This is a genomic window from Brevundimonas sp. T2-11, from assembly GCF_055397675.1.
Genome location: NZ_AP027920.1, coordinates 1,886,847 through 1,913,607, shown reverse-complemented (window position 1 = coordinate 1,913,607; position 26,761 = coordinate 1,886,847). Strand labels below are relative to the sequence as shown.

The 26,761-nt window shown below is 64.2% G+C and carries 26 protein-coding genes and 1 tRNA gene; 18 read left to right on the top strand and 9 right to left on the bottom strand.

The features are described 5' to 3' along the window. Positions 1-37 precede the first annotated feature (37 nt). The 4 genes from ACZ5XO_RS09515 (at position 38) to ACZ5XO_RS09500 (ending at position 3,991) form a co-directional block, all read left to right on the top strand. Positions 38-1,435 (top strand): ammonium transporter, encoded by a 1,398-nt coding sequence (locus ACZ5XO_RS09515; protein WP_464162124.1) that lies wholly within the window; start codon positions 38-40, stop codon positions 1,433-1,435. A 143-nt stretch (positions 1,436-1,578) separates the two neighbouring features. Then, complete coding sequence (locus ACZ5XO_RS09510) at positions 1,579-2,259, top strand: TorF family putative porin (RefSeq protein ID WP_464162123.1); 681 nt, start codon at positions 1,579-1,581, stop codon at positions 2,257-2,259. A 116-nt stretch (positions 2,260-2,375) separates the two neighbouring features. After that, positions 2,376-2,678: an SCP2 sterol-binding domain-containing protein gene (locus ACZ5XO_RS09505; RefSeq protein ID WP_464162122.1), complete on the top strand. Its 303-nt coding sequence runs from the start codon at positions 2,376-2,378 to the stop codon at positions 2,676-2,678. Positions 2,679-2,782: 104 nt separating this feature from the next. Next, positions 2,783-3,991 (top strand): acyl-CoA dehydrogenase family protein, encoded by a 1,209-nt coding sequence (locus ACZ5XO_RS09500; RefSeq protein WP_464162121.1) that lies wholly within the window; start codon positions 2,783-2,785, stop codon positions 3,989-3,991. 57 nt (positions 3,992-4,048) lie between these two features. Here the strand turns inward: ACZ5XO_RS09500 and ACZ5XO_RS09495 are convergent, their stop codons facing one another. Continuing rightward, complete coding sequence (locus ACZ5XO_RS09495) at positions 4,049-4,285, bottom strand: hypothetical protein (protein ID WP_464162120.1); 237 nt, start codon at positions 4,283-4,285, stop codon at positions 4,049-4,051. A 60-nt stretch (positions 4,286-4,345) separates the two neighbouring features. Beyond that, positions 4,346-4,951, bottom strand: coding sequence for a sigma-70 family RNA polymerase sigma factor (locus tag ACZ5XO_RS09490; RefSeq protein ID WP_464162119.1), 606 nt, complete (start codon positions 4,949-4,951; stop codon positions 4,346-4,348). A 171-nt stretch (positions 4,952-5,122) separates the two neighbouring features. Between ACZ5XO_RS09490 and egtB the strand changes: the two genes are divergently transcribed. After that, entirely contained in the window at positions 5,123-7,270 is a 2,148-nt protein-coding gene (gene egtB / locus ACZ5XO_RS09485; RefSeq protein WP_464162118.1) for an ergothioneine biosynthesis protein EgtB, read from the top strand. 65 nt (positions 7,271-7,335) lie between these two features. Here the strand turns inward: egtB and ACZ5XO_RS09480 are convergent, their stop codons facing one another. Continuing rightward, positions 7,336-7,563 (bottom strand): con-10 family general stress protein, encoded by a 228-nt coding sequence (locus ACZ5XO_RS09480; protein WP_464162117.1) that lies wholly within the window; start codon positions 7,561-7,563, stop codon positions 7,336-7,338. 216 nt (positions 7,564-7,779) lie between these two features. On the opposite strand from ACZ5XO_RS09480, the gene ACZ5XO_RS09475 reads away from it, so the two are divergent. Continuing rightward, entirely contained in the window at positions 7,780-8,055 is a 276-nt protein-coding gene (locus ACZ5XO_RS09475) for a hypothetical protein (protein WP_464162116.1), read from the top strand. Position 8,056: 1 nt separating this feature from the next. On the opposite strand, the gene ACZ5XO_RS09470 is transcribed toward ACZ5XO_RS09475, so the two are convergent. Next, positions 8,057-8,758 (bottom strand): MBL fold metallo-hydrolase, encoded by a 702-nt coding sequence (locus ACZ5XO_RS09470; RefSeq protein WP_464162115.1) that lies wholly within the window; start codon positions 8,756-8,758, stop codon positions 8,057-8,059. A gap of 170 nt (positions 8,759-8,928) precedes the next feature. On the opposite strand from ACZ5XO_RS09470, the gene tig reads away from it, so the two are divergent. The 5 genes from tig to ACZ5XO_RS09445 all read left to right on the top strand — a co-directional run bounded on the left by tig (position 8,929) and on the right by ACZ5XO_RS09445 (position 13,019). Beyond that, positions 8,929-10,272, top strand: coding sequence for a trigger factor (gene tig, locus ACZ5XO_RS09465; protein WP_464162114.1), 1,344 nt, complete (start codon positions 8,929-8,931; stop codon positions 10,270-10,272). A 99-nt stretch (positions 10,273-10,371) separates the two neighbouring features. Then, on the top strand, positions 10,372-11,259 hold the full coding sequence (locus ACZ5XO_RS09460) for a hypothetical protein (RefSeq protein ID WP_464162113.1): 888 nt from the start codon (positions 10,372-10,374) through the stop codon (positions 11,257-11,259). Positions 11,260-11,376: 117 nt separating this feature from the next. Then, complete coding sequence (locus ACZ5XO_RS09455; protein ID WP_003165321.1) at positions 11,377-12,018, top strand: ATP-dependent Clp protease proteolytic subunit; 642 nt, start codon at positions 11,377-11,379, stop codon at positions 12,016-12,018. Between the two features lie 103 nt (positions 12,019-12,121). Beyond that, positions 12,122-12,658, top strand: a complete 537-nt coding sequence (locus ACZ5XO_RS09450; protein WP_464162112.1) for a cytochrome b — start codon at positions 12,122-12,124, stop codon at positions 12,656-12,658. Between the two features lie 40 nt (positions 12,659-12,698). Continuing rightward, on the top strand, positions 12,699-13,019 hold the full coding sequence (locus ACZ5XO_RS09445; RefSeq protein ID WP_464162111.1) for a hypothetical protein: 321 nt from the start codon (positions 12,699-12,701) through the stop codon (positions 13,017-13,019). 15 nt (positions 13,020-13,034) lie between these two features. On the opposite strand, the gene ACZ5XO_RS09440 is transcribed toward ACZ5XO_RS09445, so the two are convergent. Beyond that, positions 13,035-13,682, bottom strand: a complete 648-nt coding sequence (locus ACZ5XO_RS09440; protein WP_464162110.1) for an HAD-IB family hydrolase — start codon at positions 13,680-13,682, stop codon at positions 13,035-13,037. Positions 13,683-13,885: 203 nt separating this feature from the next. Here ACZ5XO_RS09440 and clpX point away from each other — a divergent pair, with 203 nt between their 5' ends. The 6 genes from clpX to ACZ5XO_RS09410 all read left to right on the top strand — a co-directional run bounded on the left by clpX (position 13,886) and on the right by ACZ5XO_RS09410 (position 21,247). Further along, the gene (gene clpX / locus ACZ5XO_RS09435) at positions 13,886-15,154 is read left to right on the top strand and encodes an ATP-dependent Clp protease ATP-binding subunit ClpX (protein WP_464162109.1); all 1,269 of its coding nucleotides are present in this window, start codon (positions 13,886-13,888) and stop codon (positions 15,152-15,154) included. A gap of 356 nt (positions 15,155-15,510) precedes the next feature. Next, entirely contained in the window at positions 15,511-17,910 is a 2,400-nt protein-coding gene (gene lon / locus ACZ5XO_RS09430) for an endopeptidase La (protein WP_464162108.1), read from the top strand. Between the two features lie 119 nt (positions 17,911-18,029). Continuing rightward, complete coding sequence (locus ACZ5XO_RS09425; protein ID WP_400546255.1) at positions 18,030-18,305, top strand: HU family DNA-binding protein; 276 nt, start codon at positions 18,030-18,032, stop codon at positions 18,303-18,305. A 41-nt stretch (positions 18,306-18,346) separates the two neighbouring features. Beyond that, positions 18,347-18,423: transfer RNA gene (locus tag ACZ5XO_RS09420), tRNA-Val, on the top strand. A 322-nt stretch (positions 18,424-18,745) separates the two neighbouring features. Next, a complete protein-coding gene (locus tag ACZ5XO_RS09415) occupies positions 18,746-20,290 on the top strand; it encodes a tyrosine-type recombinase/integrase (protein ID WP_464162107.1) in 1,545 nt (514 codons plus the stop codon). Positions 20,291-20,329: 39 nt separating this feature from the next. Then, on the top strand, positions 20,330-21,247 hold the full coding sequence (locus tag ACZ5XO_RS09410; protein WP_464162106.1) for an endonuclease/exonuclease/phosphatase family protein: 918 nt from the start codon (positions 20,330-20,332) through the stop codon (positions 21,245-21,247). Between the two features lie 85 nt (positions 21,248-21,332). Here ACZ5XO_RS09410 and ACZ5XO_RS09405 read toward each other — a convergent pair whose 3' ends face one another. The 4 genes from ACZ5XO_RS09405 to ACZ5XO_RS09390 all read right to left on the bottom strand — a co-directional run bounded on the left by ACZ5XO_RS09405 (position 21,333) and on the right by ACZ5XO_RS09390 (position 24,308). Further along, positions 21,333-22,277: a nucleotidyl transferase AbiEii/AbiGii toxin family protein gene (locus tag ACZ5XO_RS09405; protein WP_464162105.1), complete on the bottom strand. Its 945-nt coding sequence runs from the start codon at positions 22,275-22,277 to the stop codon at positions 21,333-21,335. Further along, positions 22,270-22,863 carry a hypothetical protein gene (locus tag ACZ5XO_RS09400; RefSeq protein WP_464162104.1) on the bottom strand — a complete coding sequence of 198 codons (594 nt, stop codon included), beginning with the start codon at positions 22,861-22,863 and terminating at the stop codon, positions 22,270-22,272. The genes ACZ5XO_RS09405 and ACZ5XO_RS09400 overlap by 8 nt, the downstream gene beginning before the upstream one ends. 24 nt (positions 22,864-22,887) lie before the next feature. Continuing rightward, a complete protein-coding gene (locus ACZ5XO_RS09395) occupies positions 22,888-23,085 on the bottom strand; it encodes a hypothetical protein (RefSeq protein ID WP_464162103.1) in 198 nt (65 codons plus the stop codon). A gap of 389 nt (positions 23,086-23,474) precedes the next feature. Further along, a complete protein-coding gene (locus ACZ5XO_RS09390) occupies positions 23,475-24,308 on the bottom strand; it encodes a hypothetical protein (protein ID WP_464162102.1) in 834 nt (277 codons plus the stop codon). A gap of 222 nt (positions 24,309-24,530) precedes the next feature. On the opposite strand from ACZ5XO_RS09390, the gene ACZ5XO_RS09385 reads away from it, so the two are divergent. Beyond that, a complete protein-coding gene (locus tag ACZ5XO_RS09385) occupies positions 24,531-26,423 on the top strand; it encodes a hypothetical protein (protein WP_464162101.1) in 1,893 nt (630 codons plus the stop codon). Positions 26,424-26,761: the final 338 nt, after the last annotated feature.

Sequence of the window (26,761 nt, the reverse complement as noted above, 5' to 3'; positions counted from 1 at the left end):
ATCTTCGCAACTGCGAAACGCATGAGGGGATACGCGCATGACGCAGTTCAAGAACAGCTTACCGGGGCTTCTCGCCCTGCTTTGTCTAACCGGCGGATTGTTCGCGGTGGGAGCGGCGCTCGCAGCGCCTGACGCCGCCGCCGTCGCCAACATCGCCAGTGCCGCTGTAACAGCGTCGGAGCCTGCTCCGGCGCTGTTTTCACATCAGGTTCCGCTGGAGCTGGACGCCGCAGGCACGGCCTGGCTGGGGACCTCCACCGCCCTGGTCCTGCTGATGACCCTGCCGGGTCTGGCGCTCTTCTACGGCGGCATGGTGCGCCGCAAAAACGTGATCGCGACGATCACCCAGTCGGTCGCCGCCTTCGCGGTGGTGTCGCTGACCTGGTTCATCGCCGGCTACACCATCGCCTTCGGTACGAACGGCGACGCCGGGGTCAATCAGTATATCGGCAGTCTGGACGCCCTGTTCCTGAACGGGGTCACGGTGGACACGGCGCACAGCCTGCTGCCGGGCATCCCCGAGTTCCTCTGGGTGTCGTTCCAGCTGACCTTCGCCATCATCACCCCGGCGCTGATCACCGGCGCCTTCGCCGAGCGGCTGAAGTACTCGGGCATGCTGCTGTTCACGGCCCTGTGGTCGCTGGTGGTCTATGCGCCGATCGCCCACTGGGTCTGGGGCGGCGGCTTCCTGGGCGCGCAAGGCGTGCTGGACTTCGCCGGCGGCGCGGTGGTGCACGTCAACTCGGGCGTCGCGGGCCTGGTCTGCGCCCTGTTCCTCGGGCCGAGGAAGGGCTACGGGGTCGAACCTATCACGGCGCACAACCCGGTTCTGACCATGATCGGCGCCTCGCTGCTGCTGGTCGGCTGGATCGGCTTCAACGCCGGTTCGGCTGGCGCGGCCAACGGTCTGATGGGCGCGGCCCTGATCAACACCCTGCTGGCGGCGGCCGCGGCCTCGCTGGCCTGGAAGTTCGTCGAGGTCGTCTACAAGAAGAAGTGGTCGCTGATCGGCGTCCTGTCGGGCGTGGTCGCGGGTCTGGTCGCCATCACCCCGGCGGCGGGTTTCGTCGATCCCAAGGGGGCGGTCGTCATCGGCCTGATCGCCGGTCCGGCCTGCTACGTCTCGTCGGTCTGGCTGAAGAAGCTGCTCAAGTATGACGACAGTCTGGACGCCTTCGGCCTGCACGGCGCGGGCGGTCTGGTCGGCGCCCTGCTGACCGGCGTCTTCGCCTCGACGGCGATCAACAGCCTGTCGGAAGGGGCCAATATCGGGGCTCAGGCCCTGGGTCTGGTCTGGACCATCCTGTGGAGCGCGGTCGGCACCCTGATCATCCTGCTGATCTGCAAGTACACGACGGGTCTGCGCGTCACCGACGAGCAGGAAACGGAAGGCCTGGACGCCCACCTGCACGGCGAAGTGCTGGACGGCGTCTGAAGACGATGGCCGGGACGCGGCGCCTCCCCGCCGCGTCCCGTCGCCAGAGAACCTGCCAAAGGGAACCAAGGCCCGGCCGCGCTCCACCAGCGGCCGGATGAGTAGGCGTGACCAAAATCAATCAGACCTTGAGGGGATATGTCATGAGACTTGCACTTGCTTGCGCATCGCTGCTGGCGCTGACCGTAGGGGCGGGCGCCGCCCAGGCCCAGGCCGCTCCAGAGGTGGTTTTCAACATCGGCGTGGTCAGCGACTACGTCTTCCGGGGCGCCAGCCAGTCGAACGAGGACCCGGCGCTTCAGGGCGGCGTTGACGCCACCTTCGGCAACGGCTTCTACGCCGGAACCTGGGCGTCGATGGTCGATTTCGGCGACGGCACTGACGCCGAGGTCGATCTGTACGGGGGCTATCGCACCGAGGCGGCCGGCTATGCGCTTGATTTCGGCGTGGTCGGCTATCTCTACGTCAACGAACCGGGTCCGGCCGACTACAACTATGTGGAGTTCAAGGCGGCGGCGTCGCGGGCTGTCGGACCCGCGACCCTGGGGGCCGTGGTCTATTATTCGCCGGACTTCTATGGGGCGGATGATGAGGCCACCTATCTGGAGGCCAACGCCGCCTTCGCCCTGGCCGAGAAGTGGTCCCTTTCGGGCGCGGTCGGGCACCAGTGGCTGGACGTCAATGACGACTACACCACCTGGAACCTGGGACTGGCCTATGCCCTGACCGATCACCTGGCGGTGGACGTGCGCTATCATGACACGGACGTGGACGGGCCGCTGACCGACGATCGCTTCGTGGTCGGGCTGAAGGCCAGCTTCTAGGGATCGGCGAGCGGCGACATGGCGCGACCGGTCGCCGCTTTCCCTAGCGTGATCTTGGCGCCGCCTTCTCAGCGGGCTACGCCTGCGCCTCAATCTTGCTCTTGGGAGAGACGCACATGGACCTGACCACCGTCACTGAACACATCCGCGGCGCCGTCGGCGAAAACTCGGGCCTCGGCAAGACCGTCAAGCTGGACCTTGGCGACTTCGGCAAGATCTTCATCGACGGCGCTTCAGTGCCGAACTCGGTGACGAACGACGACAAGCCCGCCGACGCCACTGTGTCGATGAAGTGGGATGATTTCATCGCCCTGTCGGAAGGCAAGCTGGACCCGATGATGGCCTTCATGCAGGGCAAGCTGAAGATCGCCGGCGACATGATGATCGCCCAGAAACTGGCGCCGCTGCTGAAGCGCTGATGCGTTTCTGAGGACCAGAACAAGGACGGCGCGGCTCCCTCGGGGCCGCGCCGTTTTGCTATCGGCGCTCGCAGAAGCGCGGTGAAGAATTCGAGGACACGATCATGGATTTCGCCCCCTCTGAACGCGGCCTGATGTGGCGCGAGCGCCTGTCCGGCTTCATCGACCAGCATGTCGCCCCGGCCGAGGCGGAATACCGCGCCCAGGTCCATGCCAATCCTGGGGTTCAGGCCCCGGTCATGGAGGCGCTGAAGGCCAAGGCGAAGGATGCGGGGCTCTGGAACATGTTCCTGCCGGGCGATCATGGCGCCGGACTGAGCAATCTGGAATACGCCCCCCTGGCCGAACTGATGGGGCGGCGGCTGTGGTCGGCCGAGGTGTTCAACTGCAACGCCCCCGACACGGGCAATATGGAAGTCCTGCACATGTACGGCGACGCCGCGCAGCAGGAGCGCTGGCTGAAGCCGCTGATGGCGGGCGAGATCCGCTCGGCCTTCCTGATGACCGAACCCGAGGTGGCCTCGTCAGACGCCACCAATATCCAGACCAGCATCGTCCGTGACGGCGACCACTATGTGATCAACGGCCGCAAGTGGTGGTCGACCAATATGGCGCATCCGAACGTCGCCGTGACCATCGTCATGGGCAAGACCGACCCGGACGCCGCCACGCACCAGCAACAGAGCCAGATCATCGTGCCGGTGAACACCCCTGGCTTCCGCGTCGAGCGGATGCTGTCGGTCTTCGGCTACGACGAGGCGCCGATCGGCCACGCCGAGGTGGTGCTGGAGAACGTCCGCGTTCCGGTCGAAAATCTGATCGCCGGCGAGGGGCGGGGCTTCGAGATCGCGCAAGGCCGGCTTGGCCCGGGCCGCATCCATCACTGCATGCGCGTGATCGGAGCCGCCGAGCGGGCGCTGGAACTGATGGTCGAGCGGCTGCTGAGCCGCACCGCCTTCCGCAAGAGCCTGGCCGAGCATTCGGTGTGGGAGCAGCGCGTGGCCGAGGCCCGCACCAATATCGAGATGTGTCGCCTGCTGGTGCTGAAGGCCGCCTGGATGATGGACGAGGTCGGCGCCAAGAACGCCAAGTCCGAGATCGCCCAGATCAAGACGGCGGCGCCGAAGATGGCGCTACAGGTCATCGACGACGCCATCCAGGCCTTTGGCGGGGCCGGCGTGTCGGGCGACACGCCTCTGGCCGAGCTCTACGCCACGGTGCGCACCCTGCGCATCGCTGACGGCCCGGACGAGGTGCACAATCGCACCATTGCGCGACTGGAGTACGCCAGACACGGCGGGCTTCGTCGCTAGCAAAAGACAGGGCTGCGACGAGCGCCGCAGCCCGTTTCGTCGCCGCCGTGGGACGTTCTAGTGACGCTTGTCGGTCCGGAACACCTGGTGGCGGTGATGAGAGCCGATGCCGCCTTCCGTCACATCGCTGATGAAGAAGTTCTCGCTGTGACGATGGGGCGGATCAGCACCGAAATGCTGACTGATCCAGTGAGCGAAGCCGGTTTTCTTGACCCGTGGTTCGTTCACCGGGGCGGGGGATGACATATCCTGTTCAGAGGGGTCCAGGATCTTGTTTTCGAGGGGGTTCATCATGGCCGAATCTCCCGGTTTCTGAGGAATTGAACCGCAAAAACGGGCCCTCGTTCCTCCTGCTCAGCTGCCTTGATCGATTACATTTTGGACAGCTTCCGGGGGAGGTTCCATGTCCAGAAGAAGAGCGAGTCGGTGTCGCGCACGATTGACCCGGCTCTTGATCGTGCCGACGGCGCAACCGGCGATATCGGCCGCTTCCTGATAGGACAGGCCGGCTGCCCCGACCATGACGATGGCCTCGCGGTGTTCAGGCGGTAGGGCGTTCAGCGCGGCCTGCAGCGATGTCAGCTCGGCCGTCCATTCCTGACTGGCTTCCGCGGTCAGACTGGCGGCGTAGCGGCCTTCCTCGTCGGCGATTTCACGGCGGCGCTTGGCGGCGCCGGTGTACCAGCTGTTGCGCAGGATGGTGAACAGCCAGGCGCGGAGATTGCTGCCCGGTTCGAAGCGGGTGCGATGGGCCCAGGCCTTGGTCAGGGTTTCCTGCACCAGATCGTCGGCGTCCGCGGAGTTGCGCGACAGGGTGAAGGCGAAGGCGCGAAGCGAGGGCAGGAAGTCCGAAATGGACGCTCGCCATTCGACCGGATCGACAATGCCGACAGGGCGACGGCGAGTGGAATGAACTGGGCCCTTGTCCTGCGGCCCGTCAGGCACGCGAACATGGGGCATGCAACGGGAGTCCTGAATTCTGGTCGCCGGTCCGGAGTGGATCGCCTGTGGCAGGAACGCGGCCCTGACCGCGACCGTTCCGCCCGCCGGACGGGGCTTCGGGTGGAACCGCGTTGAACAGGCGGCATTGAAACCGAACGGCCGTTCTGGTCGTCAGCGGGATGATTGCGCATGAGCCGACCCCGTCGGGCTGCTGAAAACGTGGGGCGAGACGTTGAGGCCTTTCACAGGATCAGGGCTGGTCTGCCGCGCCTGGCGGCTGTCCTTTCGGCCGAGGATCTGGGGGCGCAGTCCATGCCCGAGGCCAGTCCCGGAAAGTGGCATCTGGGACATGTGAGTTGGTTCTTCGAGACGATGATCCTGGCGCGTCGCATGGACTATGTTCCCGTCGCTCCGGAACTGAACGCGGTGTTCAACTCCTACTACGAGGCCCTCGGGGCGCGGGTGGAGCGTGGCGATCGGGGGCTGATGACCCGGCCGTCGCTGGCGGCGGTCATGGCCTATCGCGAAGAGATAGATCGCAGAATGGAGGTCCGCCTGACGGAGGGGCTGGAGGAAGGGCTTGAACGGTATCTGTTCGACCTGGGGCTGAATCACGAGCAGCAGCATCAGGAACTGTTCGTGATGGATATGCTGAACCTGATGTCGCGCTCGCCGCTGGAGCCCGCCGCCTATGATGTCGAGCCGAGGACGAGCGCCGTTCAGGCCCGACGGGACGGCTGGGTCGGGTTCGAAAGCGGACTGACTGAAATCGGTGCGCAGGAGCGGAGCTTCGCCTTTGACAACGAGCGCCCGGCGCACAAGGTCTGGCTGGAGCCGTTTTCGCTGGCCGCCGATCTGACGCGCAATGCGGACTGGATCGCCTTTATGGAGGACGGCGGCTATCGGCGGCCTGAGCTGTGGTTGTCCGATGGATGGGCGCGGGTGAAGGCGGAGGACTGGACCGCGCCGCTTTACTGGCGCGAGGAGGAGGGCGGGTGGAGCGTGATGACCCTGGCCGGGCGACGACCGGTCGATCCGTCCGCGCCGGTGCGTCATGTCAGCTTCTATGAGGCCGACGCCTTCGCCCGATGGTCGGGACGTCGACTGCCGACCGAGGCGGAATGGGAACATGCGGCGCGTTCGGATCCCGAGGCTTTCGCAAACCTGACGGGCGAGGTCTGGCAGTGGACGGCCAGCGCCTACGCCCCCTATCCGGGGTTCATCCCGACCGAGGGGACGGCGGCGGAGTACAACGGCAAGTTCATGGCCAATCAGATGGTTCTGCGCGGCGGGGCCTTCGCCACGCCCGAGGGGCATGCGCGGGTCAGCTATCGCAACTTCTACTATCCGCATCAGCGCTGGATGTTCGCCGGGGTCAGATTGGCCGCTGACGGGGCGCAGGCCGCCGATGGCGATGCGCACGACGCTTTTCGTCGGGAGATGATCGAAGGCCTGTCGCATCGCCCGCGAAGCCTGTCTCCCAAGTGGTTCTACGACGCCGAGGGATCGCGGCTGTTCGAAGAGATCACCCGTCTGCCGGAATACTATCCCACACGGCAGGAAGCGGCCCTGCTGCGGCGGGTGGCGCCGGAATGGGCGAAACGGTTCGGCCCCGCCGCCGTGCTGGTGGAGCTGGGATCGGGCGCCAGCGAAAAGACGCGGATTGTTCTCGAGGCGGCTTCGAACCTGGCGGCCTATGTTCCTATCGACATCAGCTCCACGGCCCTGACGGCGGCGGCGGAGCGCATCCGGGCCGACTATCCGGGGCTGAAGGTATTGCCCGTGGTCGGGGATTTCGAGCATCTGAGGCCGCCTCCGGACGAGGCCGGGGGTGGACGCCGGATCGGTTTCTTTCCCGGTTCGACCATCGGCAATCTGACGCCGGAGGCGGCGGCGGCTCTGCTGCGGTCGGCGCGTGAGGTGCTGGGGGAGGGCGGACTGTTCATCCTCGGCGTCGATCTGGTGAAATCGCCTGAGGTTCTGGTCGCCGCCTATGACGACGCCCAGGGCGTGACGGCGGCCTTCAATCGCAATCTGCTGGTGCGCGCAAATCGCGAACTGGGCATGGACTTCGCGCCGGAAGCTTTTGAACACGTGGCGGTGTGGAACGCCGGGCGATCACGGATCGAAATGCACCTGCGCGCGTCGCGACCCATGACCGTGCATCTGGACAAGCTGGCCTTCCACCTCGGCCAGGGCGAAACGATTCACACTGAAAGTTCGCGCAAGTTCGACGAGGCCGCTGTGAAGGTCCTGGCCGAAGCCGCCGGATGGAGCCTGGCGGCGTTCGAGATCAGCGAGGCGCCGTCCGTCGCCTTGGCGCTGCTGGTCGCCTGACAGGGCGGAATGAAACAAGAGGCGGCGCGGTCAGAACCGGGCCGCCTCTTTAGTTTTGGGCCGGCTCAACCCTTCGGCGGGGCGTCCTCGGTCTTGTTTCGCGAGCCGTGCGAGGCCTCGCCGCCCTTGCGGCCGGCCTGTGCGGCCAGGCTGCGGTCCTGGGAGAAGCTGCGTTTCTCGCTGGGAACGCTGGCGCCGCCCTTGCGGGCGATCTCGCGTTGGCGTTCGGGGTCCATCGAGGCGAAACCTCGTTTGGAAACACCCGACCCGCGGGTGGGCTGACCTTCGGCCATGTCGGCTGTTCCTTTCAAAGACGGTGGCGCTTGCCGGAAAGAACCCGGCGCCGTCGATGCGGTTCCGAACAAGAACGATTTCCTTGTTCTGTGGACGGTCGGTCGCGGGGCGGAAAACGCCAGGGCGACCGCCGTCGGCCCGAAGGGATGAAACAGTCAGGAACCAGCCCGGGAGCGACGGGTTGAGAAACGATTCCTCACCTCCCGGAGATCACCATGGCGCAACCTCGCACATCCCCCTCGCCAGACGACATCGTCAACGGCGCCTCCACCGAAGGGCGGCGGCTGGAAGAGGCGGCGGACGCCATCATCGCCAGGGGCGTGCAACCGCGACCGATCCATGAAGCGGTCCGCGAGGACGTGGCGGAGGCGCGAGCCTGGGCCGACCGGCGTGTCAAAAGGGCGCGTGACACGATCCGCGACGAACCGATGCGGGCGTCGCTCTATGCGCTCGGGATCGGCGTGATCATCGGCCTGCTGGCCGCGCGCTAGATCAGGAGGGGCCGGTCGCCGGGCGAGCGATGGGCGCGCGTGACATGGCCTGATCCGAAACAAAGGGATTGGTCCGACGCTCGGCCCCGAAGGTGGAATGCGGGCCGTGACCCGGCACGAAGGTCACGTCGTCGCCGAGCGGCCATAGCTTGGTGGTGATGGCGTGCAGCAGGGCGGCGTGATCGCTGCGCGGGAAATCCGTACGGCCGATCGAGCCCTGGAACAGGACGTCGCCGACCTGGGCGAAGCGGGCGTCGCGGTTGAAGAAGATCACATGGCCGGGGGTATGGCCGGGGCAGTGGAAGACCTCCCAGGTCGTCTCGCCCAGCGTCAGAACGTCGCCGTCGTTCAGGAAACGGGCCGGCGTGAAGCTGCGGACGTCGGGCAGGCCGTACTTCTGGCCCTGGGTAGGAATCAGGTCGATCCAGAACTGGTCCTCGACCTGGGGGCCGATGATGTCGACGCCGGACTTTTCCTGCATCTCGGCGGCGGCGCCGGCGTGGTCCAGGTGGCCGTGGGTGATCCAGATGGCGTCCAGCGTCAGGCCGCGCCGCGCGATCTCGGCCAGAATCGCATCCACCGAGCCGCCGGGATCAATGACGGCGGCCTTGTTCGTCTTCGCGCACCAGACGGTGGTGCAGTTCTGCTGCAGAGGCGTGACGGGCGTGATGAAGACGCCGATGGGGGCAGGGGACTGGCTCATGACCCTTCAGATAGCGAGGGGATGGCGGCAAAGGAACCCGCGCGCGTTGACCTTTCGGCCCCTTCTCGACATAAGGGCGGGCTTCGAGGCGCCGCTCCAAAAGGGCGGCCCTATTGCTTTATCCACCGCGCGCCTTCTGGGCGTCGCCCCAGAGCGTCAGAATCCCGACCATGCAAGTCGTCGAAAAGTCGAACGAAGGCCTCAGCCGCGTGATCGCGGTGACCATCCCCGTCGCCGAGCTGAACGAAAAGCTCGAAGCGCGCATCAAGGAAGTCGCGCCGCAGATGAAGCTCAAGGGCTTCCGTCCGGGCAAGGTGCCGGCCGCGCACGTCAAGAAGACCTTCGGCCGTGACTTCATGGGCGAAATCATCAACGCCTCGCTGAACGAAACCAGCCAGAAGGCCCTGGACGAAGCCAAGATTCGTCCGGCCGCCCCGGCCGAGATGAAGCTGATCTCGGACATGGACAAGGTCATCGCCGGTCAGGAAGACCTGGCCTATGAAATGTCGCTGGAAGTCATGCCCGACTTCACTCCGGTCGATCCCAAGACCTTGAAGCTGGAGCGCCCGACCTACACCGCTTCGGACGAGGATCTGGACGAAGCCCTGAAGGAACTGGCCTCGCAGGCCAAGACCTATGAGGACAAGAAGGGCAAGACCGTGAAGGCCGCCGAAGGCGACCAGCTGACCATCGACTTCGTCGGCAAGCTGGACGGCGAAGTGTTCGAAGGCGGTTCGGCCGAGGACGCTGACCTGGTGATCGGCTCCAACCGCTTCATCCCGGGCTTCGAAGAGCAGCTGAAGGGCGCCAAGGTCGGCGAAGAGAAGACCATCGAGGTCACCTTCCCCGAGGAATACCAGGCCAAGAACCTGGCCGGCAAAGCCGCGACCTTCGACGTCACGGTCAAGGCCATCAAGGCCGAGGCCGAAGCCAAGATCGACGACGAGTTCGCCACCCGCATCGGCCTGGAGTCGCTGGACAAGCTGAAAGAGCTGCTGAAGGCCAACCTGGACCAGCAGTACGCCGGCGCCGCCCGCTTCAAGCTGAAGCGCGCCCTGCTGGACCAGCTGGACGAAGCCCACGACTTCGCCCTGCCGCCGAAGATGGTGGACGCCGAGTTCGAAGGCATCTGGGCCCAGGTGTCGGCTGACAAGGACGCCGGCCGCCTGCCGGAAGAGGACGCCAAGAAGTCGGAAGACGAACTGAAGGCCGAGTACAAGAAGATCGCCGAGCGCCGCGTGCGCCTGGGTCTGGTGCTGGCCGAAATCGGCCGCGCCAACAATGTCGGCGTGACCGATCAGGAACTGTCGAACGCCATCATGGCCGAAGCCCGCAACTACCCGGGCCAGGAAAAGATGGTTCTGGACTTCTACCGCCAGAACCCGAACGCCGCCGCCCAGCTGCGCGCGCCGATCTATGAAGAGAAGGTCGTCGACCTGATCGTCGGCGTCGCCGAGGTCACCGACAAGCCGATCTCGAAGGAAGAGCTGCTGAAGGAAGAAGAAGAGGCCTGACCTCGACTTTAACTATCGGTAACTGTCGTTCGACGACGGTTTCAGACTAGGAAGGGGTCCGCGCAACGCGGACCCCTTTCTTGTTTCCGGAACCTGGCCATGGTCCATTCCCATATGCTCTTCGCCGGGGCTGCGGCCCTCGTCCTGGCCTTCGCCGGTCAGGTCCAGGCCCAGGACGCATCGCAGCCCGCCGCGACGGCGCCGTCCGAAGAGGTGTTCAACCTTGATACGGTCGAGGTTCAGGGGCGACGCCTGAAAGACGCCGTGTCCAGCTTCATCGGCGATGTTTCCGCGAACGCAGGCCGCAATGAGCAACTGGCGCGCTTTGAACAGCGCGTCTGTCCGGGGGTCATCGGACTGCCGCCGGAACACGCCCAGGTCATCAATGACCGGATCGCCGAAGCGGCGCTGCGGGTCGATCTGTCGGTCGGCCGCCCCGGCTGCTTCCCCAATGTTCTGGTGATCGCCACCGACGATTCCGATCGGCTGGCCAGGGAGCTGATGGAAGAGCACCGGCTGACGTTCAAGCATCATGTGAACGGGCAGGAGCGGGGCAGCGAACTTCTGGCGGAGTTCGGGCGGCCGGGGCGCCTGGTCCGCTGGTGGCACATGACGGAGCTGACGCCCGCCGGCACCCTGAATTCACGGCTCCGCGCAGCGGTGCGCACCGATATCTATCGCTCGATCATCATTATCGACACGGCCCGGATCGGGGCCGTCAGCGTTCCGGCCCTGGGGGACTATGTGGCCATGACGGCCCTGGCGCGCCTTTCGCCGGATGCGGACACCAGCGGGGCGGACACGGTGCTCAATCTGTTCGGGCATCCGCGCGGGACCGTCGCCGGCCTGACCGCCTGGGACGTGGCCTATCTGCAAGGCCTCTACTCCGCCGAATCCGCCTCGGCGCATCGCAACCTTCAGGAGGCTGACATGGCCTGGTGGATGGCGCGGCGTGTGCGTCAGGCCGAAGCGGCCGAGCCCAATTGACGCTGAATGCGTCCGATCAGGCCCTGGTGGTCTTGTAAGAGCTGACGGACGACGCGATATCTCGAAGGAAGGGCCGCGATGGTTGAGTCGCGCCTGCAAGCATCCCAGAAGGTCTCCATGCGCGATCCGATCGACTACATCTCCAACAACCTGGTGCCGATGGTGGTGGAGCAATCCAGCCGCGGCGAACGGTCGTTCGACATCTTTTCGCGCCTGCTGCGCGAGCGGATCATCTTCCTGACAGGCCCGTTCGAGGACGGCATGGCCTCGCTGATCTGCGCCCAGCTGCTGTTCCTGGAATCGGAGAACCCGAAGAAGGAAATCAGCATGTACATCAACAGCCCCGGCGGTCAGGTGACCTCGGCGCTCGCGATCTACGACACCATGCAATACATCAAGTCGCCGGTTTCGACCGTGGTTATGGGCATGGCCGCCTCGGCCGGTTCGCTGATCCTGACGGCCGGTGAAGCCGGCCAGCGCATCGCCCTGCCGAACGCGCGGGTCATGGTGCACCAGCCCTCGGGCGGGTTCCGCGGCACGGCTTCGGACATCGAGCGCCACGCTGAGGACATCATCGCCACCAAGCGTCGCCTGAACGAGATCTATGTCCAGCACACCGGCCGCACCTACGAGGAGGTCGAGCGCACCCTGGACCGCGACCATTTCATGACGGCGGAAGAGGCCAAGGCCTGGGGCATCGTCGACCACGTCTATGACAAGCGCACCCAGGCCGACGACGACGGCGTGAAGGCTCCCTGAGCCTTAGCCGCTTCGGCTGCGACAATTTGCGAGGCGGCGTCCGGCGACGGACGCCGCCTCGAATCATGTTTGAGCACTTGTCGCCAACAAGGAGCATTCAGGCATGGCCATGCGAGACGACGGGTTCAGATACGGTCTGGTGACGCGCCTGCTGCACTGGAGCATGGCGGGTCTGATGGCCTGGCAGTTTGCGGGCATGGGGATCAAGCTGGCGGTCGGCAAGGCGCCCATCACCGCCTTCTGGGTCGGCACGCACAAGAGCGTGGGGACCGTGCTGCTCGCGCTTCTGATCGTTCGAGCGATCTGGGGCCTCTACAACATGAAGGCGCGTCCCGCTCACGGCGGCGGATTCTGGGGACTGGCCGCCAGGGGAGGGCATCTGGCGCTGTACGCCATGATGCTGGTGGTGCCTGCCTCGGCCTTGTTGCGCCAATATGGTTCCGGGAAGTCGATGACCTTCTTCGGGCTGCCTTTCATCGCAGGCGGTGGATCGGAAGTGGCGTGGATGACCGCGCCGGCGGACGCCTTCCATGGCTTGCTGGCCTGGCTGTTGCTGGCGGCGATCGGAGGGCATGTCCTGATGGTTCTGGTCCATCGTTTCATCTGGAAGGACGACACGGCCCGGCGCATGCTGGGCTAGGAGCGCTCTTCAACACCGGATTCATGCTATCAGGCCCCCCATGCAGTTCACGCGCGATTCCAAAGGCACGGTCGAAGTCGACGGCGATACCTATGAATGGGAGATCCGGCGTCAGCCTCAGCCCAAGTCAGGCGGGGTGTGGGAGGGGATGGCGGTCACCCTGCGCCTGATCGACTTCAAGCGCGAAGCCATCATCCAGTTTCCGCCGCCGCTGCGCCCCAATGGTCGGCCGGATGTGGAGAAGCAGAGGGTCAATGTCGACGCCGTGCGCAACGCCGTGGTTTCGGCGATGGAGGCGGGATGGAATCCGACTTCGCGCGGACGGGCCATGGTCTTTGACGTAGACGTCGACGGACATTGACCGATGCGCCGCTCGTCAGGGACGAGCGGTAAAGACCCGGAAGCCTTTTTCTGCGGCAAAGGCGATCATTTCGGTGTCGCCCGAGGTGTCGCCGTAGGCGGCGGCCAGCTTCATGTCGTCGCCATAGGCGGCGCGCAGTCGGCGCACCTTTTCCGCGCCCCGGCAATTCTCGCCCGCGAAGGCGCCGGTGACGCGATCCTGGGCGTCAAACACCAGTTGCGTGCCCAGCAGGCCCTCGGCCCCCAGGCGGCGGGCGAAGGGCGCTACGGTCGTTTCCGGCGAGGCGGTGACGATGACGCGGTGCGCGCCTTTTTCGCCCCAGGCCTGCCAGCAGGCAAGGGCGTCGGGGCGCATGAAGCGGTCCCAGACCTGATCGGCGTAGCGTTCCGCCTCGGACTCGAGCGTCTGACGCTCGACACCCAGCAGGAATTCACGCACCGAGGCGGCCTTGATCCGGCCCCGGTCGCGATCGCTGATATAGGCGGCCATGGCCGGCGCCATCTTCGCCAGACCGATGGCCCAGCCCGCCGCGCCCGCTCGCCAGCGCAGGAAGGCGGTGAAGCTGTCGCGAATCGTCAGGGTCCCGTCGAAGTCGAAGGCGACGATCGGGCGATCCCCGGCGGGGGACTGGCGAAACGATTGTGCGGCGCCCATGTCAGACATCAGCCGTGATCCCCATAGAAACTGTTCGGTCCGCCCTGTTCGCGCCGCCTTCGTGCGTTGTCGCGTCGCAATAGGGTTGTGGCGGAACGTGTGATGGGTGATTGTCTTTTTTTGAAGACCTTCGTGCATAGATTCACGGATCAATTGCGAAGGAAGCGCCTTTCGTCCCATGTCGGGCCGGATCGCGGGAGTGAGAAGGGTCTATGACCAAAGCCGCCGGCACCGACGCCAAAAGCACCCTGTACTGCTCGTTCTGCGGAAAGAGCCAGCATGAGGTCCGCAAGCTGATTGCGGGACCGACGGTGTTCATCTGCGATGAATGCGTCGAACTGTGCATGGATATCATCCGCGAAGAGCACAAGATCGCCTTCAAGACGACCAAGGACGGCGTGCCGACTCCGAAGGAGATCCGCGACGTCCTGGACGACTATGTGATCGGCCAGAGCCACGCCAAGAAGGTGCTGAGCGTCGCCGTCCACAACCATTACAAGCGCCTGAACCACGCGACGAAGAACAACGACGTCGAACTGGCCAAGTCGAACATCATGCTGATCGGGCCGACCGGCTCGGGCAAGACGCTGCTGGCCCAGACGCTGGCGCGCATCATCGACGTGCCGTTCACCATGGCCGACGCCACCACCCTGACCGAAGCCGGTTACGTGGGCGAGGATGTCGAGAACATCATCCTGAAGCTGCTCCAGGCCTCGGATTACAACGTCGAACGGGCTCAGCGCGGCATCGTCTACATCGACGAAATCGACAAGATCTCGCGCAAGTCGGACAACCCCTCGATCACCCGCGACGTGTCGGGCGAAGGCGTGCAGCAGGCCTTGCTGAAGATCATGGAAGGCACCGTCGCCTCCGTGCCTCCGCAAGGCGGCCGCAAGCATCCGCAGCAGGAATTCCTGCAGGTCGACACCGCCAACATCCTCTTCATCGTCGGCGGCGCCTTCGCTGGCCTGGAGAAGGTGATCTCTGCGCGCGGCGAGGGGGCCTCGATCGGCTTCGGCGCCAAGGTCAAGGAGATCGACGAGCGTCGCACCGGCGAGATCCTGAAGCAGGTCGAGCCTGACGATCTGATGCGTTTCGGCCTGATCCCCGAGTTCATCGGTCGTCTGCCGGTTCTGGCGACGCTGGAGGACCTGGACGAGGTCGCGCTGATCAAGATCCTGACCGAGCCGAAGAACGCCCTGGTCAAGCAGTACAAGCGCCTGTTCGAGATGGAGAATGTGACGCTGACCTTCACCGACGACGCCCTGTCGGCCGTGGCCAAGAAGGCGATCACCCGCAAGACCGGCGCCCGCGGCCTGCGTTCCATCCTGGAAGGCATCCTGCTGGAGACCATGTTTGAACTGCCGACCTTCGAAGGCGTCGAAGAGGTCGTGGTGAACGCCGAGGTGATCGAGGGCCGCGCCCAGCCGCTGCTGATCTACTCGGAAGCCTCCAAGAAAAAGGCCGACGGCGCGGCCTGAGGCTGACGCCTGTCACAGACGCAGGGGGCGGTCCGGCGACGGGCCGCCCCTTTCGCTTCGTTCCCTGATGAAACGGCGCCACAGGGAGCCTGGGCGTGAAATCGCCGCAAGAACGGTGTGACGGCACGATCTGACCGGGTTCGACAGGAGCCCAGGACGGCCTGTCCAGCGTCACCACAGTTTCACGCTTCTGTGGGCCTTGCGTCCGCTACGCTTGAACACGGCGTTCGCAGCGCCACATACTCATACGAAAGCCGCCCATAACGGCGGGCTGAGTCGAGACGTCGAGGCATTCGCGCCAAGACAGACCGGTTCGGTGGGCCGGAGATTCACGAAGGCCCTGGAAAGTAAGCATCATGACCGAGAGCAAAATCCTCCCCGTCCTGCCGCTGAGAGACATCGTGGTCTTTCCGCACATGGTCGTGCCGCTGTTCGTAGGACGCGAGAAGTCCGTTCGGGCGCTGGACGAGATCATGAAGGGCGACAAGCAGATCCTGCTCGCCACCCAGAAGAACTCCGTCGACGATGATCCGGCGGCGGACGCCATCTATCAGACCGGCGTGCTGGCGACGGTGCTGCAACTGCTGAAGCTGCCTGACGGCACCGTGAAGGTGCTGGTCGAAGGCAAGGGCCGCGCGCGCCTGGTTCGTTTCACCGACCGCGAGGACTACTACGAGGCCGAGGCCGTCGAGATCGCTGATGAAGAAGGCGACGCCTCGCAGAGCGAAGCCCTTCTGCGCGCGGTGATCGAGCAGTTCGAAAACTATGTGAAGCTGAACAAGAAGGTTCCGCCCGAGGCCCTCAGCTCCATCCCGCAGATCAACGACCCGTCCAAGCTGGCCGACAGCGTGGCGGCCCACCTGTCGGTGAAGATCGCCGACAAGCAGGGCCTGCTGGAAACCATCGAGGTGCCGGCGCGTCTGGAGAAGGTCTATGGCCTGATGGAGGGCGAGATCAGCGTCCTGCAGGTCGAGAAGAAGATCCGCTCGCGCGTGAAGCGCCAGATGGAGAAGACCCAGCGCGAGTATTATCTGAACGAGCAGATGAAGGCGATCCAGCGCGAGCTGGGCGAGACCGACGATACGCGCGACGAACTGCTGGAACTCGAAAAGCGCATCCGCAAGACCAAGCTGTCGAAGGAAGCCCGCACTAAGGCCGAGGCGGAGCTGAAGAAGCTGCGCAACATGTCGCCGATGTCGGCGGAATCGACCGTGGTGCGCAACTACCTCGACTGGCTGCTGTCCGTGCCGTGGGGCAAGGCCAAGACCAAACCCATCGACCTGCAGAAGGCCGAGGACATCCTCGAGGAGGATCACTACGGCCTCGAGAAGGTCAAGGAACGGATCATCGAGTATCTGGCGGTGCAGGCGCGCACCGGCAGCCTGAAGGGCCCGATCCTCTGCCTGGTCGGCCCTCCTGGCGTCGGCAAGACCTCGCTGGCGCAATCGATCGCCAAGGCGACGGGGCGTGAATACGTCCGCATGTCGCTGGGCGGCGTGCGTGATGAGTCCGAGATCCGCGGCCACCGCCGGACCTATATCGGCTCCATGCCCGGCAAGATCATCCAGTCGATGAAGAAGGCGAAGACGACCAACGCCTTCGTCCTGCTGGACGAGATCGACAAGCTGGGCGCCGACTGGCGTGGCGACCCGTCCTCGGCCCTGCTGGAGGTCCTGGACCCGGCCCAGAACTCGACCTTCGGCGACCACTACCTGGAGGTCGACTACGACCTGTCGCAGGTCATGTTCGTGACGACGGCCAACAGCCTGAACATGCCGCAGCCCCTGATGGACCGGATGGAGATCATCCGGGTCAGCGGCTACACCGAGGACGAGAAGGTCGAGATCGCCAAGCGCCACGTCCTGCCCAAGCAGCTCAAGGACCACGGCCTGAAGGAAGGCGAGCTGATCGTCCCGGAAGAGACGATCCGCGACCTGATCCGCTACTACACGCGCGAAGCCGGCGTGCGTTCGCTGGAACGCGCCCTGGGCGGTCTGGCCCGTAAGGCCGTGCGCGAGATGGCCAAGACCAGGGCTGCTTCGATCACCGTGGACGCGGCCAAGCTGGCTGAATACGCGGGCGTGAAGAAGTTCCGCTATGGCGAGACGGACGCCGAGGATCAGGTCGGCATCGTCACCGGTCTGGCCTGGACCGAGTTCGGCGGCGACATCCTGACCATTGAGGCGATCAAGATGCCGGGCCGCGGCCGCATGACCGTGACCGGCAACCTGAAGGAGGTGATGAAGGAGTCGATCTCCGCCGCCGCCTCCTACGTCCGCAGCCGCTCGCTGGCCTTCGGCGTCAAGCCGCCGGTGTTCGAGAAGACCGACATCCACGTCCACGTGCCGGACGGCGCCACGCCCAAGGACGGCCCCTCGGCCGGCGTGGCCATGACCGTGGCCATGGTCTCGGTCCTGACCGGGATTCCGATCCGCAAGGACATCGCCATGACCGGCGAGATCACCCTGCGCGGCCGGGTCACGGCGATCGGCGGCCTGAAGGAGAAGCTGCTGGCCGCCCTGCGTTCCGGCGTGAAGACGGTGCTGATCCCGCAGGAGAACGAAAAGGACCTGGAGGACGTGCCCGCCAATGTGAAGTCGGCGCTGGAGATCGTGCCGATCTCGACCGCCGACGAGGCGCTGAAGTGGGCCCTGACCGGCACGCTGACGCCGGTGGAGTGGGACGAGGCGGCCGAGCCGCTGCTGCCCGCGCCGCAGGCCCAGCCGCCCCAGGACGGGACCGCCGTCAGCCACTAGGGCCGACGATAATCTGATCGACAGCGCGCGGCTCGGGGAAACCCGGGCCGCGTTGCTTTTGACGTCAGCGTCAGGAAGGCCTTAAGTGCGCGCCGGGAGTTTGCTGGGGAGCAGGAACAATGAACAAGACCGAACTGATCGGCGTCATGGCTGAGGCGGCGGGCATCAGCCGCGACCAGGCCAGGCTGGCGCTGGAAGCCTTTACCGATAATGTGACCGCCTCGCTGACGCGTGGCCGCGACGTGAGACTGGTCGGCTTCGGCAGTTTCATCGCCGTTGAGCGCAAGGCCGGCACCGCGCGCAACCCGCAGACCGGAGAGGCCATCGCCCGTCCTGCTTCGCGCACGGCCCGTTTCCGCGTTGGGGAAGGATTGAAAAGCGCCTTGAACGGCTGAGCGGAGACAGGCATGAAGCGCGCCTGACGCGCATGTCATGAGGGCGGCTAGCTCAGCTGGTCAGAGCATCTCGTTTACACCGAGAGGGTCGGCGGTTCGAACCCGTCGCCGCCTACCAAATTTCAGAAATAAAATCAGATACTTGCAGCGCAATAACTATCCGTGCTCGGATTAGTTTTCTCCTCATTTTGAGCTAGTGGGGCGCTAGTGGGGCAGAATTGACGAAACAAGCCCGTCCGTGGAGCGGGTCTGACCGCTTCTGCGAGGCGCGCGGCGGATAGCCGCGGAATGCTGTTTCAGGGCTTTTCAGGCGGTTTCTTGCGAGGCGTCTCCGGGGAAGTGAGCGACGCAACAGAGCCTGGGACGCAGCGCGGTGCATGCCCGGCGTGCTAGAATCCGAATGTCGTTGATTTGCGAATGATAGGGTTCTGGAGGTCGGAGTGGCGGCGGGAGAGCTCACGACGGATCGGCAGATTTCTGCATTGAAGCCGGCCGCCAAGGCGTACGAGCGAAAGGTCAGCGGGAGCCGTGGTCTGACGGTCCGGGTCTTTCCCAGCGGTTCGCGTCAGTTTGAGTATCGCTATGTGACCGCCGGCGGGGTTCGTCGACGTTTGGTCCTCGGCGGCTACCCGGGCCTGACGCTCGCCAAGGCGAGGATCGCTTCAAACGCCTCCAGAATGTCGGTCCTGGAAGGGGCTGACCCGGTCGGCGAACGGGCGCAGACGCGGGACCGCCTGCGGACGGGCGAAACCCTCAATGAACTCGCGGAGGCCTATTGGGCGGCAGCGGCAGTAGGCCTGCACGGAGGGCGGCGCCGTCCCAAGCGACCGATCTCGATCCAGAGGGAGAGGAACACCTGGAAGCTGCATGTTCGGGAGCCGTTGGGCGATCGGCCGTTCGCCGACATCAGGCGGGCCGAGGTGAAGGCCTTCATGCGCGAGCTGGTGGTCGCCGGTCGCTACGCGCCCGCGACGATCGCCACTGTGGGCGGGATACTGCATGCCGTGATGGGCTTTGCAGTTCAGGAGGAGCGGATTGAGGTCAATCCGGTGACGGGGCTGTCTCGGCCTCTGGCGCTGACATCACGCGAGCGGATGTTTGACGACGCGGCGCTGAAGGTGATCCGGGAGATCGCGATCGAGGCGTCCCTGTCGCGGCGGCCCGGAGACGCTGGCGGGCAGGCGCGTCTGGAGCCTGTCATGGGATTGGCGATCCAGTTCCTGATGCTGACCCTGACGCGAAGAAGCGAGGTCGCCGGAGCGCGCAAGGCGGAGATCGATCGGGCGGCGGGCCTTTGGATTATCCCCTCCGAACGGGCGAAGGCGAGGCATCCTCATGTCGTGCCCCTCGGCGCCCGCTGCCTTGAAGTGATTGACCAGGCCTGGGCGCTGGATCCGGACAGTCCGTTCCTCTTCCCATCGCCGCGGTCGCTGGATCAGCACCTGGATCCTCACGCCATCACCCGCGCCATCGCCAGGACCTGCGAGCGCAAGGGTCTGCAGCCGGGGTCGCCCCATGACGTCAGACGATCAGGGGCGACGACCCTGACCGGGCGTTACGGTTTTTCGCGCCTCATTGTGGGCCTCGTGCTTGGACACACGCCTAAAGAGGGCGCTGCGGTCACGGGCGTCTATGATCGCCATACCTATGTGCCGGAAAAGCGTAAGGCGCTTGAAGTCTGGGCGAACCATCTGTGCGGGGAGGGGGCGCCGAAGGTGTTAGAGGTCCATGACGCGGGCAAGGGAGCGCAGGAGGCTGAATCTTCCCTGACGCTGACCGCCTATGTCGAAGCCGCCAAGGCGCGCGCCATGGCCTTGTTTGAAGCGGGGGATCTTCATGGCGCTGTCCTGGGCCTATGCATGGAGCTTTCGCGTCGCTCCCAAACCGCCGGCAGCCATCTGGAGATTCTCGCGCGGGGCGGGATGGAGCTTGCGATTTCGGGCTCAAGGGAAGGCGTGGAGGCATGGGTGACCGGCTTTCGTTGACCTCCGGGTGAGGCGACGGCGCCTTGCGCGAAGCTTCAGGTGCGCTACCACCGCTTGATGCAACGCTTGTTCGCCTCATTCGCCGCCATCGCTCTTCTGTCTGGTTGCGTCGGGACCTTGCCTGTCTCGACGAACGAGGCGCCGCTCAAGGTCGCCAGCTGGAACCTGGAGCATCTGGCCGCCCGGGACGGGCAGGGGTGTCGCCCCCGGGTGGAGGCGGACTATGCGCTTCTTCGCCGCCACGCCGATGCGCTCGGCGCCGATGTGATCGCCTTCCAGGAAGTGGAGAACCGGGCGGCGGCGGAGCGGGTCTTTGATCCGGCAAGCTACGACGTCGTTATGTCGACGCGGCCCGAGAGCGCGCGTGGCCCTGAGTGCCGCGGACTGCCAGGCCGTCACATCCAGAACCAGGCCGTGGGCTTCGCCATCCGCAAGGGCGTTGTCTGGTCACGCAATGCGGACCTCTCTGATCTGGCCCTCGGCAATCCCAACCTCCGTTGGGGTGTGGACGTTACTGTGACGCGAGGACGGCCGCTGCGTCTTCTTGCCGTACACCTGAAGTCGGGATGCAACTCGGGCCGTGCTCTGACTGATCCGGATTGCCCTGTGCTTTTCCAGCAAGGGCCTGTGCTGGAAACCTGGATCGATGATCGCGTACGGTCGGGTGAAGCCTTCGTTGTCCTGGGCGACTGGAACCGACGTCTCGCGAGCCGGGGCGACGCCTTCCTCGCCGAGATCAATGATGGAGAACCGGCCGGCGCCGCCCTGACCCTCGCGGGCAGAGGTCGTCAGGCGAACTGCAAAGCGCGATATCGGGAGTTCATCGACTTTATCGTGCTAGGAACGAAAGCCGCCGAACGGCTCGATGCGGGCTCGTTTGAGGAATATGTCTATGGCGCCCCGGAGGCGGAGCATCCCTCAGATCATTGTCCGATTTCAGTCCGCCTGGCGGACTAGGCTTGGAGAGGTGTCAGTGCTGAACGCGTTCAAGAAGCGGGTCGGCGTCGGCTAAGCCAAATGCCGTCGCGCTCTCGCCACGAGGTCAAAGGCGGTCAGACCATTTTGAAATCCCGGCGAGAATGTCGTCGAATGAAGGTTGGCCGTTATAATAGAGCGCGGCTGACTTCGCGTAAGCGGCCGAGAGTTCTGCACGGGTCGCCTCCTCCCGAAGCCGGAAGGCTTCGTTTTCGGCGATGTCGGGGTTGTCGGCCTTTGGAAAGCGTGCGGCTTTATGCGAGTGATACGCTTCTGATCCAATGAAGGACTGAACTGCCGGGGTCCTGAGAAGGCAGTAGACGTCATAGTAATGGCGCATGAAATTGGGTGGGAAGACGCCCGTATCCTGCTGGTTGCGATATTTCGTCGAAATCGCCTGGAGCTTCTCCACTAGTGTGTAGCCGGGATGATAGCAGGCCACCTCCTTGGCCCTGTTGTCAGCGATCTGAACGCGATCGGCCGCGTAATCATAGGCCCAGGAGCTGATGGTCACGGCCTCGTTCGGCGTGACCGTATCGAAACCGACTTCCAATAGGATGCCGTCCTTGAGGCCTTCAATCCCGCCGCCGATGGGCGCATAGGCGAGGCGGATTCCGCCGCCGCGGTAGTATCGCGTGTCGTCGAAGGACACGTCGCGCGTCACGCTGACGATGCCGTCGATGACGATGGTTTCGGTGAGCCAGTCATAGAAATCGCGACGGCTCTGGACGTGTGCGGCCTTGGTCTGGTTCGGCCGCGTCGCGACGCCCCGCTCGGCATCGGGTTCGATGCGCAGGTCGATGTCTTCCGAGAAGCGATCAATCACGCCGTAACCCTTGGACAGCGATGTGCCGCCCTTCAGTTCGAACCGCAAGCCGAGTTGCTGCAGACCAAACAGGCAGTGCATGATCCAGTAATCCTTCTCGACGAGCGCAGGATCAATCCCGCGATCGCCTGCGACGATCCGGATCAGGTCGTCGAACTGCGGATGTCGATGCAGGAAATTAGGCATGACTGGTCAAGTCCTCGTTCAGGACCTGCGAGAAGAATTTGCGCGTGCGGACCAGGCCATAGTCGCGCGCGGCGCGCTCGAGCTTCGCTGGGGGCGAGGACCGCGCGACGTTCTTCACCTGGGTGAGGGTCTGATCCGGATCTTCGCCGAGCTGATCGAGGTTGTTGACGAGATCGACCAACAGGAACTCCCGGCTGAGCTTGGACGGGAAGCGCGGCTTCACGCGGAACTCGAACTGACGACCGCCCAAGGCGAATTTGCCGTGGCGCTTGTGGTTGTAGACGAAGGTCCTGTTGTGAAGCTGGGTCGTGCCCACGCCCAGTGCGTTATAGGCGTTGGGCGTGGCGAGTAGGAACGGATCGCCCTTCAGAAAGGTCGAGACCAAAGTCTCGTCCTTCGGCGGCGCAGCCCCGAACGCAGTCTGCTTGGGAGCATAGTAAAGCCCCCCTGCAAGCTTCTTCAGCTTGCCGTCCCGGACGGACGCCTGGATGTGGCGATCCACGGCGAGTGACCACTTCGACAGCTCGGCGCGGCGATAGGCCTTGCCCGGTCGAAGGCGCTTTTGGAACTCCGCGAGTTTGCTCATGGACCAGAACCTAGGGCGGGAGTTTCAGTTTGCAACTAAATTTATTGAAAAATCATGCAAAGAGGTTTGCTGAAATTTCTCCTCAATAAGCTGATATATGAGAACTAATTCTAAATTCAGGTAGTTCATTTTGGGTGTGTGGCCCGTCATGTCGCAGGTCTGTGACGGGCGGGTTCTTGCAGAAATGGCGACCAGAGCGGCCTTTTCATCCTGAAACTTCATGTGCCGACTTCATATCAGCGAGAACGGACATATACTGTCAAGGTTGTTAGTATCGGTACAGGGAGCGATGAATTTTGAATGGACGGGGTGAAGGAACCTGCCTTTGAGGAGGCGTTGGCTGGAGGGATGATGAAGGCGGATCTGGATCGGTCCGCGCGGCATCTTTTGGCGTTCCTCGAGCAAAATCGCCGGAAGGAGATCTTCCGTTATCCTTTCAGCCGTTCTTATCCGGAGAACTGCTGTGAAAGCGTGTCTCTGATCCTTGTCTATCTGATCGAGGAAAAATACGGCCTCCCCGATGTCCGCATCATCCGTGGCGCCAGGCGAGACTGTTATGAGTTTCACTTCTGGGTCATGGCGGGCGCCTGGACGTATGATCTGACAGCTCATCAGTTCCCTGGACGCCAGCCCTTGATCGGGGTTTTGGCGGATGATCTTTTTCTCGACGAGTTTCCTGATTGGGATGATGAGTATGAGAGGGATTTCGTAGACCGGGACGAAGTGATCCGGCTGTTTCGGTCCGGGGTCATACCTTTCTGACGCGCTCTTCGCGACGAGAGTGGCGTCGTTCTTCTGTCGGAGACGGGGTCAGACTGCAGGATCTCGACGAGTGCTTCATCGGCGCGTTCCAGAGTGTCGAGGAAATCCAGGGTGACGACCAGTGCGACGCCGGCTCCCACGCCTATTGCAGGCGCCGATGCTGTTATCAGCTTGGCGACATTGTCAAAATTCTCGCCCAAGCCGATCTGGGTGGTCAAGGCAGCGGTAGCCGTAGCGAGCGCGGTCATCCCGGCCATCTGCATTCTACGTCGCTTGACGGCGGCGATCTCGGACCTGAGGTTCTTCTGAGCTTCGACGAGCGCGACGTCGTCGTGATGTTCGGACAGGATGGCGACCAGGTTGCGGACTGCCTTTCGGCGTCGATCGGCAAGGTCCGCCAAGGCGTCCATCAGGCTGACCCGGTCCCGGACAAGGTTGATGATCGGACTGACGACCGCCCACGAGAGGAACAGCACTGCGAAGGCCCAGGCTCCGACGAAAATGAAGCCCAGCGGGGTGATCCAGGAGCGGATGAAGATCGCTGTCGTAAGAGCGAACAGACCGACGCAAATGCAGATCAAGGCCGCGGTGATGATGACGGAGGATTGAGTTTCTCCTACCGGTCTCGGCGTCTCTCGTCGCAGATAGGCGACAAGGCCACGGACTGTAATTTCGTCGGTCAAGGGCGGGCAGGGCTTCATTGTGGCTCTCTGGAAAAACCCGGGTGCGGCCCGGACAAGCTTCACCTGAGCGATGCCTACGACATTGTCGGACGCATTGCTTGAGGCTGATCGGAGAGCTTTGAGAAGATTTTTCGACCTTCTACGCCGGATCATTAGGGTTTGGGGGCTGTTAGGCCGTCTCTTCACTGGTCGCCGCAAGGCGATGTTTCCAGTGGAGTTTTTGTGTCCGGTTCAAAGCCTGTGGTTCCCCCGTCAATTGATGCGCGTGTTCAAACAAAAAGAGGGAGGCCGCCACTCCCCATCGTCGCCCATCCCGCCGCCCTGTGGGAGGTTCATGATGAGCCCCGGGACTTCCACGCCGCGCTGGATCTCCAGATCCGTCGGCATGGCGAGAACTCCCATCGGCTGCATCGGGCGATCGTGGCCGCTGGAGGGCTTACGGACCGGACAACCCTGGCGGCTTGGCGGCGAGGCCTTAAGGTCCCGCAGACGCCTGCCAGTCTGAAGGTCCTCGACATCATCGAGCATCGCTATCGGCTGGAGGGCGGCTACCTGAGGTCGCGACTGAAGCAGCACCGCGCCTGGAGAGGCCTTGTTCCGCCGGAGGTGCGACATGCGGAATCCCGTCGTCTGGCCTGGCATCTGCCGGATGACTTCGATGACAGGTCGGGTGAAGAGCAGGAGGAAATCCTGACCTGGGTGCGTTCGACCATCCTGTCCGGCGGCACGGCCTATCATCGCTATCATTCTACCGTGTCGAAGCATCGGTTCGCGCTCCGTTTTGACGGAAGCGGGCCCGCTGAACTGGCGGCCCCCGCGCTGCTTCGGGCCGAGATGGACGCCCTCCTGCGGTTCAAGTCGGCGACGCTCACGGATATCGGCTATCAGCGCTCAGGCGTATGGGGAGCGGAGACAGCGGCGCAGCGCGAAGAGCATCTCGCTCTGCTGTTCGGCGCCCTGGCCGCTCTGCCTGACGACGAGGTGAGCGGATTGGGCGTGCTCCGTGAGGACCTGACCTTCGGGCTGCTCGTGCTGCCATCGGTCTGGGACTGGTACGTGCAGTGGCGCGAGCGCCGCCGAGGCTTTTTCACCGGATGGGAGAGCGAAATGCTCCTGCTTGGCGCGGCCTTCTCGCGCGACCAGACAGGGTGGATCAGACAGAGCCCGTGGTTGGCGGAGCGGCTTCGTCCCGTTCGGGGCATCGTCGCTCAGGAGGAGATCGATCGGATCCGTGAGGATTGGGATGGAGCCTGCGAGCGGGTCCATCGGCATGCCCTGGCCAGGTCGAAGGAGATCGAGCGGGTCGCCAGGGTCCATCGGGATCCGTTCGAGCCCATCCTGCCCATCCTCGAAGCGGCGAGCCCTGTCGGGGAGTATCGCAAGATCACGGAAGAGATCCTGCGCCGCATGCCCGATGAGAGGCGCTACCCCCGGGCCGCCGCGGAGGCGGTCCGGTCCTTCCTGATGCTGAGGCTGGGTCTGCACCTCGGCGTACGGCAGAAGAACCTGCGGCAACTCCAACTGCGTCCGCGGGGGAGCCCGCCGACGCCGGAGAGGGAATTGGAGGCCCGAAGGTGCGGCGAACTGCGCTGGAGCGAGAGGGACGGCGGCTGGGAGGTCTTCATTCCCTGCGTGGCCTTCAAGAACTCCGGCTCGGCCTATTTTTCCAAACGCCCGTTCCGGCTTCTGTTGCCGGACCTCGGCGGATTGTATCGCTGGATCGACGCCTATGTGGGGCGCCATAGACCGGCCTTGCTGAACGGCTCGCGCGATCCAGGCGCCTTCTTCGTCAAGACCGTGAAGACCTCGAGCCGCGACGCCGCCTACAACCAGCACACCTTCTACAGCGCCTGGCGTCAGGTGATCCAGCGGTATGGGATCTACAACCCTTATACGGGTAAGGGGGCGATCCCGGGCCTGCTTCCCCACGGGCCGCACAATGTGAGGGACGTCCTGGCGACCCACGTGCTGAAGCTGACCGGGTCCTATGAGCAGGCCAGCTACGCCATCCAGGATACGCCAGCCACGGTCGCCGACCATTACGGTCGCTTTCTCCCGCAGGACAAGGCGGCGCTGGCCGCTCAGGTCCTGAACCGGGTCTGGGAGGCGGCCTGAGGCTTGAAGGGCGTTCTGGCAGAGGCGTTGGCTCTTGCCGGGCGTGGATCATGGACCTGGCCGCGCCTTGCAAGTTCGTCGAAGCGGATATGGACGCCTTGGCGAAGCGGAGGCATGAGCCCGTCTTGCGCGGCGTCGGAGCCGGGAGCATTGCCCGGGTCGCTCGGCGGGCGGCGTCTAAGCAAATTCTAGGAAGCCGTACTCGGTCGGTGTGCGCTGACGGGAAGGCTCTGGTGTTGCGACATGGACATCGCCGTTGAATCAGGCGGTGCGGCCCTCCATTGATTTTAGGGATTGTTGACGTCACGGCGACCCGGGCAACTGAAAGGGCCTTCAAG